We start from the raw sequence: 15,843 nt of genomic DNA, 5'->3' as shown, positions 1-15,843 counted from the left end.
CCGTCACCGACGTCCGGCCGCGGCGGCGTGGCCTAGGCTTGGACGACGCCCACGCCCGCTCGTCGTGCCCCATCCGACCCATCCTGGAGGTTAACCGTGGCCAAGGCTGCACCCGAGGAACAACTCCGCCTGCTCGACCTGCAGGCGCTCGATTCGACCCTCAACAAGCTGAGCCGGCAGGCTGCTGCCGCGCGCGCCAACCCCGAGCTCGGCACAGTCGGCGCCCGGGTGGCCGAGGTGGACGGGGAACTCGTGCGCGCCACCACGGAGCTGGGGGACCTCGAGCGTGAGCTGACCCGCGCGGAGGACGAGGTGCAGGCGGTCGTCAACCGCCTCGAACGCGACGAGAAGCGCCTGAACAGCGGAACCGGGACCTCGAAGGACCTGACGGCGCTGCAGCACGAGGTCGCGTCCCTCACCAGGCGGCGCTCGGACCTCGAGGACGTCGAACTCGACGTCATGGAACGGGTGGAGGCGGCACGCACCGCCCAGGCCGAGGTCCAGGGCCGGACGGACTCCGTCAGGGCGGAACTCCGGGCCCTCGAGGAAGCGCGTGACGCCGAACTCGCGGCCCTCGAGGTGCAGCGCGGCCAGGTGCAGGCGCAGCGCGACGAACTCGCGGCGACCTTCGACGCGGGGCTGCTCGCGATCTACGAACGGATCCTCGCCAAGCGCGGCGTCGGTGCCGCACGCCTGTTCCACGGCAAGTCCGAGGGCTCGGGGATGCAGCTGAGCCCAGGCGACCTCGCCGACATCTCCGGTTCCGCCCCCGACGACATCGTGCTGTGCCCCGACTCCGGGTGCATCCTCGTCCGGTCCGGCGACTGGGGAAACCAGTAGCCGTGACAGATCAGCAGTTGTTCGACCCGTACGAATCCAGCAACTCGAAGAAGGGCGCGTCGACCCGACAGGATCAGGGCGCCCCTGCGCGACTCGTCGTCGAGGCCGACGGCGGATCGCGCGGCAATCCCGGGCACGCGGGCTACGGCGCCCTCGTGCGCGACCCGGAGACGGGCCGCATCCTCGTGGAGAAGGCCGCCTACATCGGCAAGGCCTCCAACAACGTGGCGGAGTACTCAGGGCTCGTCTCGGGGTTGGAGCTTGCCCGCGAGATCAATCCCCGGGCATCCGTCCACGTGAAGATGGACTCAAAGCTGGTCGTCGAGCAGATGTCCGGCCGGTGGCAGATCAAGCACGCCGACATGCGGACGCTGGCGGCCAAGGCGCGGAAGGTCCTCGATCCGCGCCAAGTGAGCTACGAGTGGATTCCGCGCGAGCGGAACAAGGACGCCGACCGGCTGTCCAACGAGGCGATGGACGCCGGCATGGCCGGCGTCGAGTGGAAACCGCGTGCCGCTGCCGCGCAGCCCGCGGAGCCCGCGGAGCCCGAGGCTCCGGCCGAGGAGGCACCCCGTCCCGCAGGCAGGCTCCACCACCTGGAGGTGTGGACCCAGGACATCGCTGCCTCAGAGGCGAGCCTGGGCTGGCTGCTCGAACGGCTGGGCTTCCCCCGCAGGGACTCCTGGAAGGACGGGGTGAGCTACGGCTCCGACGAGTTCTACCTCGTCCTGGAAAGCGGTCCCGACGTCGCCGCCGGCGCCCACGAGCGCCGCCGGCCCGGCGTGAACCACCTCGCATTCCGCGCCGGCGCACGAGCCGACGTCGACCTGCTGGCGCGGCGTGCTGCGAGCCACGGATGGTCCCTGATGTCTACGGACAGGCACCCGTTCGCGGGCGGGCCGGAGCACTATGCCGCCTACCTCGAGAACGCCGAGGGCTTCGAAGTGGAGCTGGTCGCCGACTGACCGTCAGTCGAGCACGATGGTGAGCTGCGCGGGCTTCCGGCCGCCGGAAGGCTCGAGCTCCGCTGTCCACTTCTCGCGGGCCACCTTGAGCAGGGCCTCCGCGGTCTCCGGCGCGGCGCCGCGTCGCGTGAGCAGGTGGCGGGCGAATTCGCCGCGCGTGTGCTTGGCGAAATGGGACACGACGGTCCTCCTGCCGTTGCGCAGCTGGACCACGTTGACGGCCGCGCTCTGCTGCGCCGGCGGCGCCCAGGCGGCGGCGTAGGTGCTCGACCGGCAGTCGACGACGAGCCCCGCGCCTGCGTGCTCGGTCAGGGGCGAGGCGAGGTGCTTCTTCCAGAAGCCCGCCAGCCGTCCCGTCCCGGGCAGGTCGACCGACATCGACAACCGGTAGGCGGGGATCGGATCGCCGAACGCGATCGCGCCCCACAGGCCCGAGACGACGACGCAGTGCTCGCGTGCCCTGCGCTTCTGCACCGGCGTCATGCCGGCGTAGCCGAGCGCGTCGTAGAGGACCCCGGAATAGACGTCGTGTGCGGGAGCGGCCGGGGCGACGTCGAGCACCAGGTTCCGGGCCACATCGGCTGCGAGGGATTCTCCTACGCCGAGGATCGCGTGCGCGTCCGCGGCGCTGCTGGCGCTCTTGAGGGCGGCGAGGACAGCCCGGCGGGCGTCGTTGAGTTCCGGGAAGTGCAGGTCCTCCAGGTGGACCGGGCCACCCTTACGGGCTGCGGACTTGCCTTCGGACGGGGGAAGCAGGATCAGCACCGATCAACTGTACCCAACCGGGCCGGCTCACTGTGCCCCCGGACAGGACGGCCGGCTGGGCCGCCTAGAATGGTTCCTGGATGGGTCGACCAGGCGGCCGCGTTGGACGGTGCTCGCACCGCTCCACCGAGGAACGTCCGGGCTCCGCAGGGCAGGGTGGTGGGTAACGCCCACTCGGGGTAACCCGCAGGCCAGTGCCACAGAAAAGAGACCGCTGTCCGCCGCAGGCTTCGGCCGCTGCAGGCAGTAAGGGTGAAAAGGCGGTGTAAGAGACCACCAGCACGCCGGGTGACCGGCGTGGCTCGGTAAACCCCACCCGGAGCAAGGCCAGACAGTGCACGTTCGAGGGCTGCCCGCCCGAGTGCACGGGTAGGCCGCTGGAGGGCGTCGGCAACGGCGTTCGTAGATGGATGGCCGCCACTCGCGCGACGGTAACGGCGCGCGATGACAGAACCCGGCGTATCGGTCGACCCATCCCTCGACCCCCTGATCACCCGCAGATTTTGGCGCTTTTCCCGGAATCACTTGACACAATCCGCTGCGCTAATGGTCGATATTGTCCATCATTAGCAAACAGGTGGCGGCGAGATATGTGGCGGTCTGCGGCGTCGGCGCCACGGGCTCACCAGGGGCAGGGAATCCTAGTCTCGTCCATGAACGGGGCAGGTCCGGTTACGCCGTCCACGGAGTGAGGGCGGCATCTCGCCGCAGGTAAAGGGGATGCCCGGGGTGTCCGTCTTTGGTTCTGCCCCAGCACTTGAGGGTGATGCCGTGGGACGCGGCCATGGCGTGGACGGCCTTTGCTCGCTCGATGGCGAACTTGTCGGCACCCCATGCCACGACCATGAAGTCTCCGGCGAGGTTCTGCATGCACTTCGTGAGGATCTCGTCGTTGCGTGGCCCGATCGGGTCAGCGTGGGTGCGAAGTCCTCGCGGATCTGTAGAGCGTAAGGCGAAGAGATTGATGACGCGGAGCCCGTCGAGACCGAGGGATTGGGCTTAGCCGATGCAGCGGCGGATTGTCGGGTCGTCGCTGAGGCCATCGGCGACCGAGGGGTTGAGCATGATGAGGTGCAGGATGTTCTGCGATGTCTCATCGGTGCCCCAATGCCGATCGAGCGTGTACCTGTAATCGCCGTCGATGTGCGCCTCGCGCCTCATAGTGCTTCCTCATGCTCGGATGACTTGTTCTCAATGGCAACAGTAGTGCTAGGGCTGACTTCGAGGCAGGGGAGCAGCGCACCGACGCTCGTTCCGATGGCTTCCTCTGCCTTATGCAGCTGATTCATTCGGGCCCGGTGGGCAGCGGTGAGGTCCGCAAACCGGTGCACGTGAGGGCGAGGCTGTTGGACCAAACGCACGCAAATGGCTTGGTGATATCAATCTGGACGATATCGACCGGCCATCCACGACCGGGCAGGACGCCGCCTTACTTGCGACACCGCCGCTCCTCGTTGCCACAGGAGTGCAACCTCTGGCTCCCGTTGCGTGCGGCCCGCAGCCTTGGTCTCATGGATGTCAGGCGAGGTGGGAGGAAGGCAGCGATGACAACCGGAGCAGAACTTCGGAGCGACGTCTCGGCCATGATGCGCCTGATGCATGCGACGCCGGAAGAACTGTGGCTGACGTACTTCGCCGACTCCGGTGATGCCAGCGAGCATGAGGTGGAGGAGTGGCTGTACGGGGTTCGCGAGCTGCCGGCCCCCCAGGTGGACCTGTTGAGCGTGGCGGTCAACGACCTCGCCGAGGAACACGGTCTCCAGACCCGGGTGGGGGACATCGCCGAGCGCAGTGCGGCTTTTCTTGCGGGTGAGGTGTAGCGACAGGGACCGCAGCGGGAGCGCGTCGCGACCGACGTCGCCCGGAGAACGGTTCCGCCCCGTGACGGTTCTGGTACGCGCCCGGCGCGTCGCGCGGTGTCCCGCGCCGTCGGGCGGCCTACCCTATGGGAACCGCCGCAGGTCTCAAACGCAATTGCGACGGTAACGAACGGGTCGGCATACTGCTGGGGCTTCGGGCCGGCCCGTTCACCTCGCACGCCGGTGGTTTCCGAAGGCACCGGTGGTTCCCGACGTCGGGCGACGCGAGGCCGGGCAGAAAACGGTCCCCCGTACCCGGTCTCAAGAGGTAGGGGGACCGCCCGGCGTCTATAGCCGCCTCGGAAGCGCATCGACCGCGGTACTGCTGGGGAACGACCGCGGGACACCCTCCCATGAACCATTTTCCGCTCACCCTTGCCGCGCGGCAATCTCAGCGGACGGGCTAAGCCAAGGGAGAAACCGGGAACTTCCGCCAGCGCGACAAGTTATTACCAAAGCGAACTATTATCAGCCGCGGGATCTCCACCGTCAAGACCAGAGGAAGTGAGGCCGAGAAGTGGCCGAATGCGGCAGGGATCCCTACGCGTCCTCCGTTAGGGTGATCGGATGAGCGCTGGGGGTACAGGGAGAAGACACCTTCTGGTGCGCAACCAGAACTTCCGGGCCCTGATGGTTTCCAGTACATCCGGAGTGCTCGGCAATGCCGTCGCAGCCGTGGCTCTGCCGATCATCGCCGCGGTCGAACTCGATGCCAGCAACTTCGAGGTCGCGGCGCTCGCCGGCATGACGTTCCTGCCCTGGCTACTCTTCGGGCTCGTCATCGGCGTCTGGGTGGACCGGCTACCCCGGAAGCCGGTGATGCTCGCATCGCTCGTGGTGCGCGTGATCGTGCTCGCCCTGCTGCCGGTCGGCTACTGGCTCGGATTCCTCAGTACGCCGCTGCTGTTCGGTGCTGCCTTCGTCGCAGGGATCACGTCCGTGTTCTTCCAGCTGGCGGATGCCGCCCTCGTCCAGCAGGCCATCACGGCGGACGAGCTGATGGAGGGCAACGGCCTCATCACCGGCTCGGGCGCAGCGGCGGACGCGGCCGGCCGCTCCGCAGCCGGCTGGCTCACCAGCGCGGCAGGCGCGTCGAACACCCTGGTCGTGCAGCTGGCGACGTCGATCGTCTCCCTCGTGGCCATCCAGCGCCTCGACGTCGCGGAGGTGGTGCAGCCCCAGAGCGACCGGCGGGTCCTGCGCGAGATGTACGAGGGTCTCCGGTACACCTTCAGCACGGCGCCCCTGCGCGCCATCCTCTTCAATGCGGCCCTATGGAACCTCGGCGGCAACATTGCAGCCTCCCTGATCGTCCTGCTGGTCCTGAGGACACTGGGGGAGTCGGAGGTCTGGCTGGGGCTGCTGCTGGCGGCGGCATCCGTCGGCGGAGCGGTCGGCGGGGTCACGGCGAACCGGATGGGGGAACGGTTCGGCTCGGGTCCGCTGTGGCGCTGGTCCATGGTGCCCGGCGTGTTCGGCTATGCCTCGCTGCTGATCATCACACCCGGATGGGGCATGGCCTGGGGAATCCTCGGCATGTTCACCATGGGAGCGAGCGTTGCCTGGAACATCGTGGTCGGCTCGAGCTTCCGGCAGCGCGTCTGCCCGCCGGGGATGATGGGACGGCTGGGTGCGGCTTCCCGCACGGTGAGCTGGGGGATGCTCGCGCTGGCAAGCCTGCTCGCAGGCATCTTCGCGGAGATGGTCGGGATCCGCGAGGCCGTCCTGATCGGCGTCGTCATCGCATGCACCGCCCCGCTCGTGGCCCTGCTCGGGCCGCTGCGGGGCGTCCGGCGCCTGGAGGACCTCGTCGAGGCTCCCGCCGCCGACTCCCGGCTCGGGGCTTCGAAGAGCACCTGATCCGACATCCCCGCTCGCGGCCGCTGCACGGACCCGGTCACAACCCGGCCGGACAGCAGCCCAGGACAGGAGCACAGCACGAGCGGCGGAGCATGTCCCCGGCGGTCCTAGTGGCCGAACGGGTCCGGATCCACGCCGGGCATCCAGGAGAGTCCCGGCACCCCCCAGCCGTGGCTCTTCATCGCCTTGCCGGCCTTCCGCGCCTGCCGGTTGTTGAGGCGGTCGACGTAGAGCTTCCCGTCCAGGTGGTCGTACTCGTGCTGCATGCAGCGGGCGAACCATCCCGTGGCCTCGAACTCGACGGGCGCGCCGTCGCCGTCGAACCCGGAGACCCGCGTCCACTCGGCACGCTTGAGCGGGAAGGCCTCGCCGGGGACGGAGAGGCACCCCTCGGACTCGTCCTCGGGATCGGGGTCCGACCCGGGGATCTTGGAGGTCACGAGCGTGGGATTGACGAGGACACCACGCGGCGCCACGCCGTCGTCGTTCTCCATGCCGTACACGAAGATCCTCAGGCCCACGCCGATCTGCGGGGCCGCGAGACCCACGCCATTGGCGACGTCCATGGTCTCGAACATGTCGGCGATCAGGGCGCGCAGCTCGTCGTCGAAGGACACGACCGGCTGGGCACGCCGGTGGAGGACCGGTTCGCCCGTGATGGTGATGGGGTGGACAGTCATGGGACCTACCTGTTCTGGGTGCTCCGGTCCGCGATCGACCGGCCGATGGATTCGCGCATGATCTCGCTGGTGCCACCGAAGATGGTCAGCAGCCGTGCGGCCAGGAAGGCCTGCGAGACCGGGTATTCGAGGCTGTAGCCGTAGCCGCCGTGCAGCTGAAGGCACCGGTCCGTGATCGACTTGGCCCGCTCGCTCGCCCACAGCTTGGCCTGCGCGGCGGCGGTCGGCGTCAGCGTCCCCGCGTTGAATGCGAGCACCGCCTGGTCGACGAAGGCCTCGGTCACCTCGACCTCGGTCAGGACGTCGGCGAGGACGTGGCGGGTGTTCTGGAAGTCGAGCACGCGCTCGCCGAAGGCGCTGCGCTCCGTGACGTACCGGACGGTCTGCTCGTAGGTGGCCCGTGCGAGGGCGGCGGAGGCGACGGCGATGCCGAGGCGGCCCTGCGGGATCTGCTCGAGGCTGTAACGCAGGCCCTGGCCGACCTCGCCGACGAGGTCGGCGCCCGGGACCCTCACGTTGTCGAAGAAGAGTTCCGCGGTGTCGGAGGCCCGCAGGCCCATCTTGTCCAGCTGGCGCCCGGGTGTGTAGCCCTCGTCCTTGCGGACCATAAAGAGGGAGAAGGAGTCACTGGAGCCGCGGCCGGAACTGCCGTCCGTGCGGGCGAGCACGAGGGAGGCGTCCCCGCTGATGCCGTTGCCGATGAAGACCTTCTGCCCGCTGATCAGCCAGTCGTCGCCGTCGCGCACCGCTTTCGTGCGGATCCCGCGCAGGTCACTGCCCGCTCCGGGTTCGGTCCAGGCGCAGGAGGTCACGATCTCGCCGGACACCATGCCCGGGAGCCACCGCTCCTTGAGGTCGTCCGACCCGTGGGCCAGCAGGTGCGGAAGGACCAGGTCGTCGTGCAGGTGGAAGGCGAGCCCGACGGCGAGGTGGTTGCTGCGGGCGAACTCCTCGTCGAGCACGGTGCGGAAGCGGTAGTCGGGCATCCCCGCGCCACCGAACTCCTCGGGTACGGCCAGTCCGAGCAGGCCCTGCTCGCCCGCGGCGGTCCAGACGGACCGGTCCATCATGTGCTGCTGGTCCCAGCCCGCATAGTGGGGAGCCACGGCACGCTCGTTGAACTCTCGGGCGACGTCCCGGAAAAGCTCGTGATCCTCTTCGAACACCGTGCGTTCCATGGTCTTGGTCCTTCGTTGCTGTCAGCCGGAGGCGGGTATGCACCATGCCGTCCGGGCTGGGGCTTGCTGGGGCCGGAAATGCGTATGCCGCCCCGGATGATCTCCGGGGCGGCATACGTGGCCAGGATTCATCCTGACGACTGAGGGTGAGTAACGGGGGTTGAACCCGCGACCTCCTGGACCACAACCAGGCGCTCTGCCAACTGAGCTATACCCACCATGTGTCTTCGCGGCTCGCCCGGTGGATTACCTCCTCCAGGCTGTCTGCGAAAGGCAGCGGATACAAGTTTACACACTTTTTGGAGTGCTTCGGACCGCCGCGCCGACGGCGCCGTCCGGCCCCTGCGGGGGAGGGTCAGGGCACGATCGTGCGGGCGATGGCCTTGCTCGTGGCGGAGTCCGGTCCGGGGGAGGGGACGAAGACCGCGGCGCGGTAGTAGCGCAGCTCCCGGATCGAATCCTCGATGTCGCCGAGCGCGCGGTGTCCGCCCGTCTTGGCGGGCGACTGGAAGTAGGCGCGCGTGAACCAGCGGCGAGCGAGTTCCTTGATGGTCGACACGTCGATGACGCGGTAGTGCAGGTGATCGACGACGAGCGGCATGTCGCGGACGAGGAAGGTGCGGTCCGTCCCGACGGAGTTGCCGGCCAGCTGCGCCTTCCTCGGCTCCGGCACCCACTTCCTGATGTAGTCCAGGACCTGCTGCTCGGCCTCCGCCATGGTGATGCCGCCGTCGAGCTCCTCGAGCAGGCCCGACGTCGTGTGCATCTCCCGTACGAAGTCACCCATTTGCGCGAGGGCCTCGGGCGTGGGCTTGATCACGACGTCCACACCGTCACCCAGGATGTTGAGTTCGGCGTCGGTCACGAGGACGGCGACTTCGATGAGGGCGTCATGAGCGAGGTCCAGCCCCGTCATCTCGCAGTCGATCCAGACGATGTGTTCATTCGATATGGGCATTCGACCAATGTACCGTCCGGTACCGACGCCCTCGCGCCCATTTCTCGCGGTCCTCCGCGGCCCGGAGGCGGACCCTCGCGGTCCTCCGCGGTCCGGAGGCGGACCCGCCTACCGTCCGACGCTCCTGACGGGGACCGCTCACCTGTCGGCTGCCCGGCCCGCACCAGGGGCCGGTGCTAATATTCGAACAGTTCGCTCAGGGCTGCGGGGAGATCTGGGTAACCCTGCTGCCTCCAGCAAGGGCGCCGTACCGCGGAGCTCCCGCCGTTCAGCTCCTGGCATCACCGGCCTGAGGACATGGGCGTTCCACGCCGACTTCTGCTTGCCGACGATTGGATTCCCCAGATGGCCGCCCAGGTCCCGCTCACCGAGGTCGAGACGCTGCCGGGGCCGAACCGTCCTCATGTCGCGATCGTCCAGGGATTCATCGGGTCCCTGATGATGTGGATGGGATCGCTCGGCGTCGGCTGGCTGTCGCTGGCGTCCGCCGAACTCCGGCGCAACCCCGTCATCATCTGGCTGCGCTTCGAGCCCGCCGGTGCTGTGCTGTCCGTACTGCTCCTGGCGCTGGGTGGCATGCTCCTGATCCGGGCGTGGCTCCGGCTGGGCCAGCGGCTCAACGGCTGGTCGGACGACACCCGACCGCACCTGATGAGAGCCATCGTCGCCTGGACCATCCCGCTTGCCGTGGCACTGCCTCTGTTCAGCCGGGACGTCTTCGCCTACATAGCCCAGGGCCAGGTCATGGTCGCCAAGCTGAACCCCTACGTGGACGGCTACTCCCAGATCTCGAACTACCTCCAGATCGGCGCCGACGACCTCTGGGCCCAGAGCCCCACGCCGTACGGTCCGGTGTTCCTCTGGATCGAGGAGGGCATCGTCCGGGTGACGGGCGGGCACCCCGACACCTCGATCATCCTGTTCCGGGTCGTCGCCCTCATCGGTGTAGCGCTCTGCGTCTACTTCGTTCCGAAGCTCGCCGCCCTCCACTCGATCAATGCGAACCGCGCTCTCTGGCTGACCGTCGCCAACCCGCTGTTCCTCATCAACTTCGTGGCGTCGATCCACAACGATTCGCTGATGATCGGCCTCGCGCTCGCAGGGCTGTACTGTGCTGCGACGAAGCGCCCGGTGGTCGGGATCCTGCTGATCACCCTGTCCGTCGGGATCAAACCGATCACCCTGATCTTCCTGCCCTTCGTGGGGCTGATGTGGGCCGGCAGGGGAGCCTCCTGGCCACGGCGCTTCCTCTACTGGTTCCTGACCGCCGGGCTGTCCCTCGGGATCCTCTGGATCATGGGCGTCGTGAACACCTTCGGGTTCGGCTGGGTCGGCGCGCTCAGCACCCCCGGCAGCGTCTGGATCTGGTACGCCCCGGTCGGCTTCATCGGACTGGTCATCGCCACGCTGGGCAACGCCGTCGGCCTGAACGGGTGGGATCTCGCCAGCGTGTTCCACACCCTCGCGCGCCTGGGCTCACTGGTGATCATCGCGCTGCAGATCTTCCGCGGTGACCACAGCCGTCTCGTCCGGAGGCTCGCCATCGCCTTCGCCGCCGTCGTTGTCCTCTCACCGATGATCCAGTCCTGGTACGTCGTCTGGCTCATTCCGCTGTTCGCCGTTACGGGGATACGCGAGGACTGGCAGGTGAAGTTCCTCTACTTCACCGTTGCCTTCTTCATGGTCTATGCGATCTCGGATCAGCTGGACATCTTCCCCTACTTCGACTTCAGCCTGATGATGGCGCGCCAGGTGGCGGCCGTCGTCGCCCTCGGCTTCGCGCTCTACCTGGTCTTCGTCGACCGCAGTACGAAGATCCTGTTCCGGCGTCGTTACCGGCCACTGGCACCGGGCCAATTGCACTGATGCCGGCACACCGGTCCGGAAACGGCATGCGGGACCGGCGACGAGCGGCAATACTAAGCAGATGATTGAAACAGGAACGACGACGTACAGCGGCGAGTTCGAGATCACGGCCTGGGATGCCGAGACCTATTCCGAGCCCGGCAGCACCGGCGAACTGTCCCGGGTCCGGGCCGCGAAGGTCTTCGAAGGGGACATCAGCGGGACGAGCACGGCGGAACTGCTGATGGCGGGGAACGACATCGGTGCGGGGTATGTGGCGTCCGAACAGTTCGTGGGGACGATCGGGGACCGCTCCGGCGCAATGACGGTCCAGCACTGGGGGGTCGCCGAGGGATCCGATGCGGCGAGCTCCGGCCACATCATCCCGGGTTCCGGCACGGACGGGCTCCGCGGCATCTCGGGCAAGGCCATCTATTCGCAGGACCCGGACGGCCAGCATCGCCTCGAGCTGAGGGTGAGTTTCGCCGACGACGACGAGTAGGTGGGAGCGGTTCCGGAAGAGGTGGAAGCGGCCATAGTAAACTGGGGGAAATGCCTCCGTAGCTCAGGGGATAGAGCAGGGGCCTTCTAATCCTCTGGTCGCAGGTTCGAATCCTGCCGGGGGCACCATAACCGCAGGTCAGGCGCTAATTGCGCCTGACCTGCTCTCGTCAAACGACGCGAACCCAACGGAAACCCAACTAATTTACGGTATTGCGATCCCAGCATCCTCGAGCTTCATCATGAGCATCGGAGCCAGCGGTGTCGCCTGGGCCTTCACCCGCGTCGCGTTCCAAGCGATGCTGGTATCAATGCTTCCCGCTCGCTGCAGGAATTCAGGAATGATCTCAAGCAGGCCGAGCTGAACAAGATCCTGAGCAAGTGGGCGTACCAGCACGCCTAGCTTTGCGTCGTATCCAGCATCGCCGAGCATACGGTCAGCCGTAGCTCTCCACTGCCCGTCGAAGTTAGAAGAGTGATTCGCTGGCAGCAGGAACTGACCGAGTAGGCGCACATGCGGTGGCTCCACGCGACTGATGATGCTGATCCACATCGATTCTTCATCAACCAATGCCTCGTCTACGAGAATTGCGCCGAGGCTCTGCCCTAGCAGCCGCGCCTTGTCCTGCATCCTCGTACGCCGAGCAGCATCGACCGCGAGCCCGGCCAGTATCAGAAGTTCCTCGTCTACCATCAGCTTCTCAAGAGCAGTCGCCAGTGGAAGACCGGAGCGCTCAGCCGCAGCATCGAAGACGGCTAAGTCCCGCTGAGAAACCGTCTCGCTCAGTTTGTCGCCGAATGCCTCCAATGCGGTGAATATTCCCACCACTGCGGGCGCTAGAGGGCCAGAGGCCGCTGAGAGCGCAGCTGCCGCTGCCGCCGAGACCCCTTTACCGACTGGCCCTCGTCCTACCTGCTGCGGCAACTCGTCATCGTTATCAACGGCGTGGCTCCTCCTCACTGGATCAACCTGAGAAACCGGTCCGCGACGTTGATTCGAGTCAGGACGGGAACGCACCGTTCCTCCATCAGAGTGCTCGATCCTTGAGAAAAGCATCTATCAAATCAACAGTTGATTGGATTCGGGTAGTGTCGCCTGGATCGTTTCCTGGCCCTCCACTGTCCAAGGGCCATCGCAGGAGGTACTTCTTCTCGTCTGGGAAGAGGTGGAAGTAGTGGTAGGCCTCGGCCCGGGGGCTCTCAATGTACCTGTCATAACGCCCCTCGATAGGCCCGGAGCGATTGAAGAGCACTTCGTCCTCCATGTCGCCCATGACGTCGACGAGAGCGCGCTGGTAATCCCTTAGCGCTCGTGCCATCTCCCGGTCAGAGGCGCGGGCCTCCCGCTCCTGCTCGGCCATGCGGTCCTGCCTAGCTTTCCGAGCACCAGCGGCCGCAGTGATCGCTGCAGCGCCGAGTCCGACGATGAGGCTTACAACTACGGTGATTATCTCGCGTGCTTCCATCAGCGGATCATCCGGTCGAGAACGTCGGCTACTTCGCTGTGCGTCGTTTTGCGGCCCATGTAGACGTTCTGGGTCATCGACACCTGCGAGTGGCCCAGCTGGTCCGCTCCTACCCTCGCTGAGAGCCCCTGAGAGTCCAGCAGCGTCGCTAGCGTCTTCCGGAACGTATGCGATGTCACCCAGTCCAGATTGAGGGCTGTACGGACCCGCCTCCACTGCTTGTGCACTGCGGCCGGATCCCGCAGCGTGCCGAGCGCGGACGGGAACACCACGTCATGGATGTTCGACACGGCCTCCACCTGGCGGCGCATGAGCATAGCAACGGCGAACGCCGGCAGGGGCAGGACACGGTCGCCGGCCTTCGTCTTCGTGAACGACTCCCGGATCATGCCCTTCCCCGGGTCCCGGTTTACCTTCCCGGTGATCGCCACGGTTTTAGCGTCGAGGTCGACGTCTTGCCAGCGGATCCCGAGGACCTCGGAGATGCGGGCGCCGGTCGCTGCGAACATGGTGACGACGTCGGCGAGGTCCGCGGTCTGGCTGTACTCGCTAATGGTCTGCCACGGGGTGATCTTGTTGTCCGGGTTGAGGATGACGCTCGAGGAGTGCAGGGCGTCGAGGATGCCGCGGAGCTCGTCGGCGGTGAGTGCCCGGGCAGCTTTGTGTTCGGTCTTGATGGTTCCGACGTCGCGGACAGGGTTGCGGTCGGCCGCACCGAACCTGACGGCGAGCCCGAACATGCCGGAGAGGACGACGCGGGCGGTCTTCGCCACGGAAGGCCCGTTGTTGGTCTTGAGTGTCTGGATGAACTTGTCGAGACGCTGCGTGCCGGCCTCCCGGATCCGCACCCCGCCCAAGCCCTTGAGGATGTACTCGGCGACGTACCGGTAACGCTGCAGCGTGCGAATGGCGCGGCCCTCTTCGATGAGGTGCGCCTCGTATGTCTCCCACAGGACGGAGAGCTGTGTGTCCGGCGTCAGATCGTCCGCTGTGGGCGCCGTGCGCTCGGTGAGGGCAGAGACGAGTGCCCGCTCCGCTGCGGCGCCTGTGAGGCCTCCACGCTCGATGAGCCGGGTGACTCCGTCCAGGTCCCGTACACGGGCTTTTGCCACCCAGCGGCCGTCCGCCAGCTGGGTGCGCTTGATCTTGCCCCAGGATCCAATGGGGAGGGGTGGTCTAGGCATTTTCTTCTCCGATCGGGGGTATGAGGCCCTTCGCTCGGGCCTTTGCAATCCAAGAGCCAGCCGTCCGCGGTGAAAGCCCGAAGACTTCTTGCACGGCCTTAGTCGGTGGGCTCTGTACTGCGTACGCCGACCGGTAGACCTTCGCTACCGCTTCTATCGATTCCTGCGTTGGCCCGCTTGCCTTCGCAGCTTTCGCTTCCTCCGTGCTCAGAACGCCATAGGCGACTGATTTTCGATACTCATCCGGCGCTAGCGCCGACAAGGATTTCCGAACGATCGCCGGCGGTTGAAGGTCTCGTATCCCAGTCCCTGTAATCGCGGGGCCACCTTTGCGACGCAGGATCTCCAATTGGTCGATCTCGAGTCGTTCCTGTGTCAGCCGTATGAGAGCCCGGATGTCGTAGCCGTGGTAGTCATCCAGCTCTGCGTCAACCTCGTTCCACAGGTCGAAGCCGGGGAAGAGGGTTGTCTTGCCCGCTTCCTGTCTGGGCACGTATCTCCAAGCAACCATGTGCACATCGTGCCACGGCCTGCCTACTTCTGCAAAGAATTGCAAGCCGATGTTTGCAAAGCTCGGCAACTCGTGTCATGCTTTTGGTATGCCGATGTTTGCAGGACTCGGCAACTCGAACTGAGGAGATTCCGATGAATAAGACCACCAGCAGAACGGATGTCGCAGATCGTCATCTCTCGCCCCAAGAACTGGCAGACCGTATCGGCGTGCCCCTCAGCACGATCTACGGATGGCGCACGAAGGGCGCCGGCCCCCGCGGTATGTCGATAGGACGGCACGTGCGCTACCGCCTCTCAGAAGTTGAGGCGTGGGAAGAGTCGCTGATTCGCCCAAAAGGCGCCGTCTGAACCACGAAAAAGCGGCCCCGGACTCTCCGACCAAGAATCGTCCAGGACCGCCAGCAAGACCCCAACGACTAGGTAAGGATCTCGAAGATCATGCTAATCAAGATTGAATCACCGCGAGTGGACACTAAGCAGCAGCCCGTCCGCCCCGCCAGCCCCAACTTCCAGCGCGGCCGCGAGTTCGGCCGACTGGTGCAGCGCATCACACCGACGATCATCCGCGGCGGTGCACGATGAGCGCCCAGCCGCAGGAACGCGTTCAGCACGGCACCCGGTCCGAAGAGACGAAACGCCGGCACGCCGAAACGCTCCAGCAGCGGGCAGCCATCCAGATCGAGAACATCGAGTTCCTGCTCTCGTGGGGGACCGCAGTGTGGGAGATCCCCAGCCGGGTGGGGCACTCATCGCCCATAGCGCTCGAGAAGTTCCTCTACCGCCAGGGCAGGGCCGACCTCGTCGCCGAGCTGCGCCGCCGGGACCCGCTCACCATGAACCGCAACAAGACAGTAGGGGAGGACGGGCTGTGAACACCTCAACCACCGCCGCTCAGCAGCAGGGCCCGACGTTCAACCCGATCGTCATGCACACAATCCGCAGCTGGCAGATGATCGACGACTACGTGCTCAACGGGCAGCCCGTGACCGCGCTTTGTGGTGAGCAGTGGACGCCCGACAACCTCGACGACACGGCAGACGGCACTACCGTCGACTGCCCCCTCTGCGGAGTCGTCTACAGCGGAATGCTGAGCAGGCGCAGGGAACCCCAGGTCTGATGACCACGGATCGGGAACCGTTCGGTGACTGTCTCTTCGACGGCACCGCAGACCTCGATCACCCACTACTCAGGACAACCAACGCCGCCCGTGAGGGCACCGACGCAAGACC

At 66.3% G+C, this 15,843-nt stretch carries 18 protein-coding genes, 2 tRNA genes, 1 other RNA gene and 1 pseudogene; 12 read left to right on the top strand and 10 right to left on the bottom strand.

Translation table 11 applies throughout. The annotated features are described in order from the left end of the window. The first annotated feature begins 96 nt into the window (after positions 1 to 96). Both ACX80I_RS01115 and ACX80I_RS01110 read left to right on the top strand, forming a co-directional pair. On the top strand, positions 97 to 840 hold the full coding sequence (locus tag ACX80I_RS01115) for a zinc ribbon domain-containing protein (protein WP_459343346.1): 744 nt from the start codon (positions 97 to 99) through the stop codon (positions 838 to 840). Positions 841 to 842: 2 nt separating this feature from the next. Beyond that, positions 843 to 1,805, top strand: a complete 963-nt coding sequence (locus ACX80I_RS01110) for a reverse transcriptase-like protein (protein ID WP_459343345.1) — start codon at positions 843 to 845, stop codon at positions 1,803 to 1,805. A gap of 3 nt (positions 1,806 to 1,808) precedes the next feature. On the opposite strand, the gene ACX80I_RS01105 is transcribed toward ACX80I_RS01110, so the two are convergent. Then, entirely contained in the window at positions 1,809 to 2,570 is a 762-nt protein-coding gene (locus ACX80I_RS01105) for a YaaA family protein (protein WP_459343344.1), read from the bottom strand. Between the two features lie 81 nt (positions 2,571 to 2,651). On the opposite strand from ACX80I_RS01105, the gene rnpB reads away from it, so the two are divergent. Further along, an RNA gene (gene rnpB, locus ACX80I_RS01100) (RNase P RNA component class A) lies at positions 2,652 to 3,048 on the top strand. Between the two features lie 194 nt (positions 3,049 to 3,242). Here the strand turns inward: rnpB and ACX80I_RS01095 are convergent. Further along, positions 3,243 to 3,731, bottom strand: a pseudogene (locus tag ACX80I_RS01095) (DUF1643 domain-containing protein). Positions 3,732 to 4,114: 383 nt separating this feature from the next. Between ACX80I_RS01095 and ACX80I_RS01090 the strand changes: the two are divergent. Both ACX80I_RS01090 and ACX80I_RS01085 read left to right on the top strand, forming a co-directional pair. Further along, positions 4,115 to 4,390 carry a hypothetical protein gene (locus ACX80I_RS01090; RefSeq protein WP_459343343.1) on the top strand — a complete coding sequence of 92 codons (276 nt, stop codon included), beginning with the start codon at positions 4,115 to 4,117 and terminating at the stop codon, positions 4,388 to 4,390. Between the two features lie 642 nt (positions 4,391 to 5,032). Continuing rightward, a complete protein-coding gene (locus ACX80I_RS01085; protein WP_459343342.1) occupies positions 5,033 to 6,289 on the top strand; it encodes an MFS transporter in 1,257 nt (418 codons plus the stop codon). A 107-nt stretch (positions 6,290 to 6,396) separates the two neighbouring features. Here ACX80I_RS01085 and def read toward each other — a convergent pair whose 3' ends face one another. The 4 genes from def to orn all read right to left on the bottom strand — a co-directional run bounded on the left by def (position 6,397) and on the right by orn (position 9,105). Further along, a complete protein-coding gene (gene def, locus ACX80I_RS01080; protein WP_459343341.1) occupies positions 6,397 to 6,969 on the bottom strand; it encodes a peptide deformylase in 573 nt (190 codons plus the stop codon). A 5-nt stretch (positions 6,970 to 6,974) separates the two neighbouring features. After that, positions 6,975 to 8,147 carry an acyl-CoA dehydrogenase family protein gene (locus tag ACX80I_RS01075; RefSeq protein ID WP_459343340.1) on the bottom strand — a complete coding sequence of 391 codons (1,173 nt, stop codon included), beginning with the start codon at positions 8,145 to 8,147 and terminating at the stop codon, positions 6,975 to 6,977. A gap of 145 nt (positions 8,148 to 8,292) precedes the next feature. Continuing rightward, positions 8,293 to 8,365 (bottom strand) — tRNA-His (locus ACX80I_RS01070). Between the two features lie 137 nt (positions 8,366 to 8,502). Then, complete coding sequence (orn, locus tag ACX80I_RS01065; RefSeq protein WP_459343339.1) at positions 8,503 to 9,105, bottom strand: oligoribonuclease; 603 nt, start codon at positions 9,103 to 9,105, stop codon at positions 8,503 to 8,505. Between the two features lie 345 nt (positions 9,106 to 9,450). Between orn and mptB the strand changes: the two genes are divergently transcribed. From mptB to ACX80I_RS01050, 3 genes are all read left to right on the top strand, one after another. Then, positions 9,451 to 10,971 carry a polyprenol phosphomannose-dependent alpha 1,6 mannosyltransferase MptB gene (mptB, locus tag ACX80I_RS01060; protein WP_459343338.1) on the top strand — a complete coding sequence of 507 codons (1,521 nt, stop codon included), beginning with the start codon at positions 9,451 to 9,453 and terminating at the stop codon, positions 10,969 to 10,971. 61 nt (positions 10,972 to 11,032) lie between these two features. Continuing rightward, on the top strand, positions 11,033 to 11,452 hold the full coding sequence (locus tag ACX80I_RS01055) for a DUF3224 domain-containing protein (RefSeq protein ID WP_459343337.1): 420 nt from the start codon (positions 11,033 to 11,035) through the stop codon (positions 11,450 to 11,452). A 52-nt stretch (positions 11,453 to 11,504) separates the two neighbouring features. Next, positions 11,505 to 11,580 (top strand) — tRNA-Arg (locus tag ACX80I_RS01050). A gap of 76 nt (positions 11,581 to 11,656) precedes the next feature. On the opposite strand, the gene ACX80I_RS01045 is transcribed toward ACX80I_RS01050, so the two are convergent. The 4 genes from ACX80I_RS01045 to ACX80I_RS01030 all read right to left on the bottom strand — a co-directional run bounded on the left by ACX80I_RS01045 (position 11,657) and on the right by ACX80I_RS01030 (position 14,612). After that, on the bottom strand, positions 11,657 to 12,277 hold the full coding sequence (locus tag ACX80I_RS01045; RefSeq protein WP_459343336.1) for a hypothetical protein: 621 nt from the start codon (positions 12,275 to 12,277) through the stop codon (positions 11,657 to 11,659). Between the two features lie 202 nt (positions 12,278 to 12,479). Next, entirely contained in the window at positions 12,480 to 12,917 is a 438-nt protein-coding gene (locus tag ACX80I_RS01040) for a hypothetical protein (protein WP_459343335.1), read from the bottom strand. Further along, positions 12,917 to 14,101 (bottom strand): site-specific integrase, encoded by a 1,185-nt coding sequence (locus ACX80I_RS01035; protein WP_459343334.1) that lies wholly within the window; start codon positions 14,099 to 14,101, stop codon positions 12,917 to 12,919. The genes ACX80I_RS01040 and ACX80I_RS01035 overlap by 1 nt, the downstream gene beginning before the upstream one ends. Continuing rightward, a complete protein-coding gene (locus tag ACX80I_RS01030; protein WP_459343333.1) occupies positions 14,094 to 14,612 on the bottom strand; it encodes a hypothetical protein in 519 nt (172 codons plus the stop codon). Before ACX80I_RS01030 ends, ACX80I_RS01035 begins: the two co-directional genes overlap by 8 nt. A 134-nt stretch (positions 14,613 to 14,746) precedes the next feature. Between ACX80I_RS01030 and ACX80I_RS01025 the strand changes: the two genes are divergently transcribed. From ACX80I_RS01025 to ACX80I_RS01010, 4 genes are all read left to right on the top strand, one after another. Continuing rightward, positions 14,747 to 14,962 (top strand): helix-turn-helix transcriptional regulator, encoded by a 216-nt coding sequence (locus tag ACX80I_RS01025; protein WP_459343332.1) that lies wholly within the window; start codon positions 14,747 to 14,749, stop codon positions 14,960 to 14,962. Between the two features lie 90 nt (positions 14,963 to 15,052). Further along, positions 15,053 to 15,196: a hypothetical protein gene (locus ACX80I_RS01020; RefSeq protein ID WP_459343331.1), complete on the top strand. Its 144-nt coding sequence runs from the start codon at positions 15,053 to 15,055 to the stop codon at positions 15,194 to 15,196. Next, positions 15,193 to 15,486: a hypothetical protein gene (locus tag ACX80I_RS01015; RefSeq protein ID WP_459343330.1), complete on the top strand. Its 294-nt coding sequence runs from the start codon at positions 15,193 to 15,195 to the stop codon at positions 15,484 to 15,486. The genes ACX80I_RS01020 and ACX80I_RS01015 overlap by 4 nt, the downstream gene beginning before the upstream one ends. Next, positions 15,483 to 15,731: a DUF3039 domain-containing protein gene (locus ACX80I_RS01010; RefSeq protein WP_459343329.1), complete on the top strand. Its 249-nt coding sequence runs from the start codon at positions 15,483 to 15,485 to the stop codon at positions 15,729 to 15,731. The genes ACX80I_RS01015 and ACX80I_RS01010 overlap by 4 nt, the downstream gene beginning before the upstream one ends. The last annotated feature ends 112 nt before the right edge of the window (positions 15,732 to 15,843 follow it).

This window comes from Arthrobacter rhamnosi, from assembly GCF_054510855.1.
This window is presented reverse-complemented; position numbering and strand designations above follow the sequence as displayed.

Bases quoted from the DNA above. Each gene is read 5' to 3' on its own strand.
- mptB (WP_459343338.1), top strand. From the start codon at position 9,451: ATGGCCGCCCAGGTCCCGCTCACCGAGGTCGAGACGCTGCCGGGGCCG.
- ACX80I_RS01025 (WP_459343332.1), top strand. From the start codon at position 14,747: ATGAATAAGACCACCAGCAGAACGGATGTCGCAGATCGTCATCTCTCG.
- ACX80I_RS01055 (WP_459343337.1), top strand. From the start codon at position 11,033: ATGATTGAAACAGGAACGACGACGTACAGCGGCGAGTTCGAGATCACG.
- ACX80I_RS01030 (WP_459343333.1), bottom strand. From the start codon at position 14,612: ATGGTTGCTTGGAGATACGTGCCCAGACAGGAAGCGGGCAAGACAACC.
- ACX80I_RS01035 (WP_459343334.1), bottom strand. From the start codon at position 14,101: ATGCCTAGACCACCCCTCCCCATTGGATCCTGGGGCAAGATCAAGCGC.
- ACX80I_RS01020 (WP_459343331.1), top strand. From the start codon at position 15,053: ATGCTAATCAAGATTGAATCACCGCGAGTGGACACTAAGCAGCAGCCC.
- orn (WP_459343339.1), bottom strand. From the start codon at position 9,105: ATGCCCATATCGAATGAACACATCGTCTGGATCGACTGCGAGATGACG.
- def (WP_459343341.1), bottom strand. From the start codon at position 6,969: ATGACTGTCCACCCCATCACCATCACGGGCGAACCGGTCCTCCACCGG.
- ACX80I_RS01040 (WP_459343335.1), bottom strand. From the start codon at position 12,917: ATGGAAGCACGCGAGATAATCACCGTAGTTGTAAGCCTCATCGTCGGA.
- ACX80I_RS01015 (WP_459343330.1), top strand. From the start codon at position 15,193: ATGAGCGCCCAGCCGCAGGAACGCGTTCAGCACGGCACCCGGTCCGAA.
- ACX80I_RS01075 (WP_459343340.1), bottom strand. From the start codon at position 8,147: ATGGAACGCACGGTGTTCGAAGAGGATCACGAGCTTTTCCGGGACGTC.
- ACX80I_RS01090 (WP_459343343.1), top strand. From the start codon at position 4,115: ATGACAACCGGAGCAGAACTTCGGAGCGACGTCTCGGCCATGATGCGC.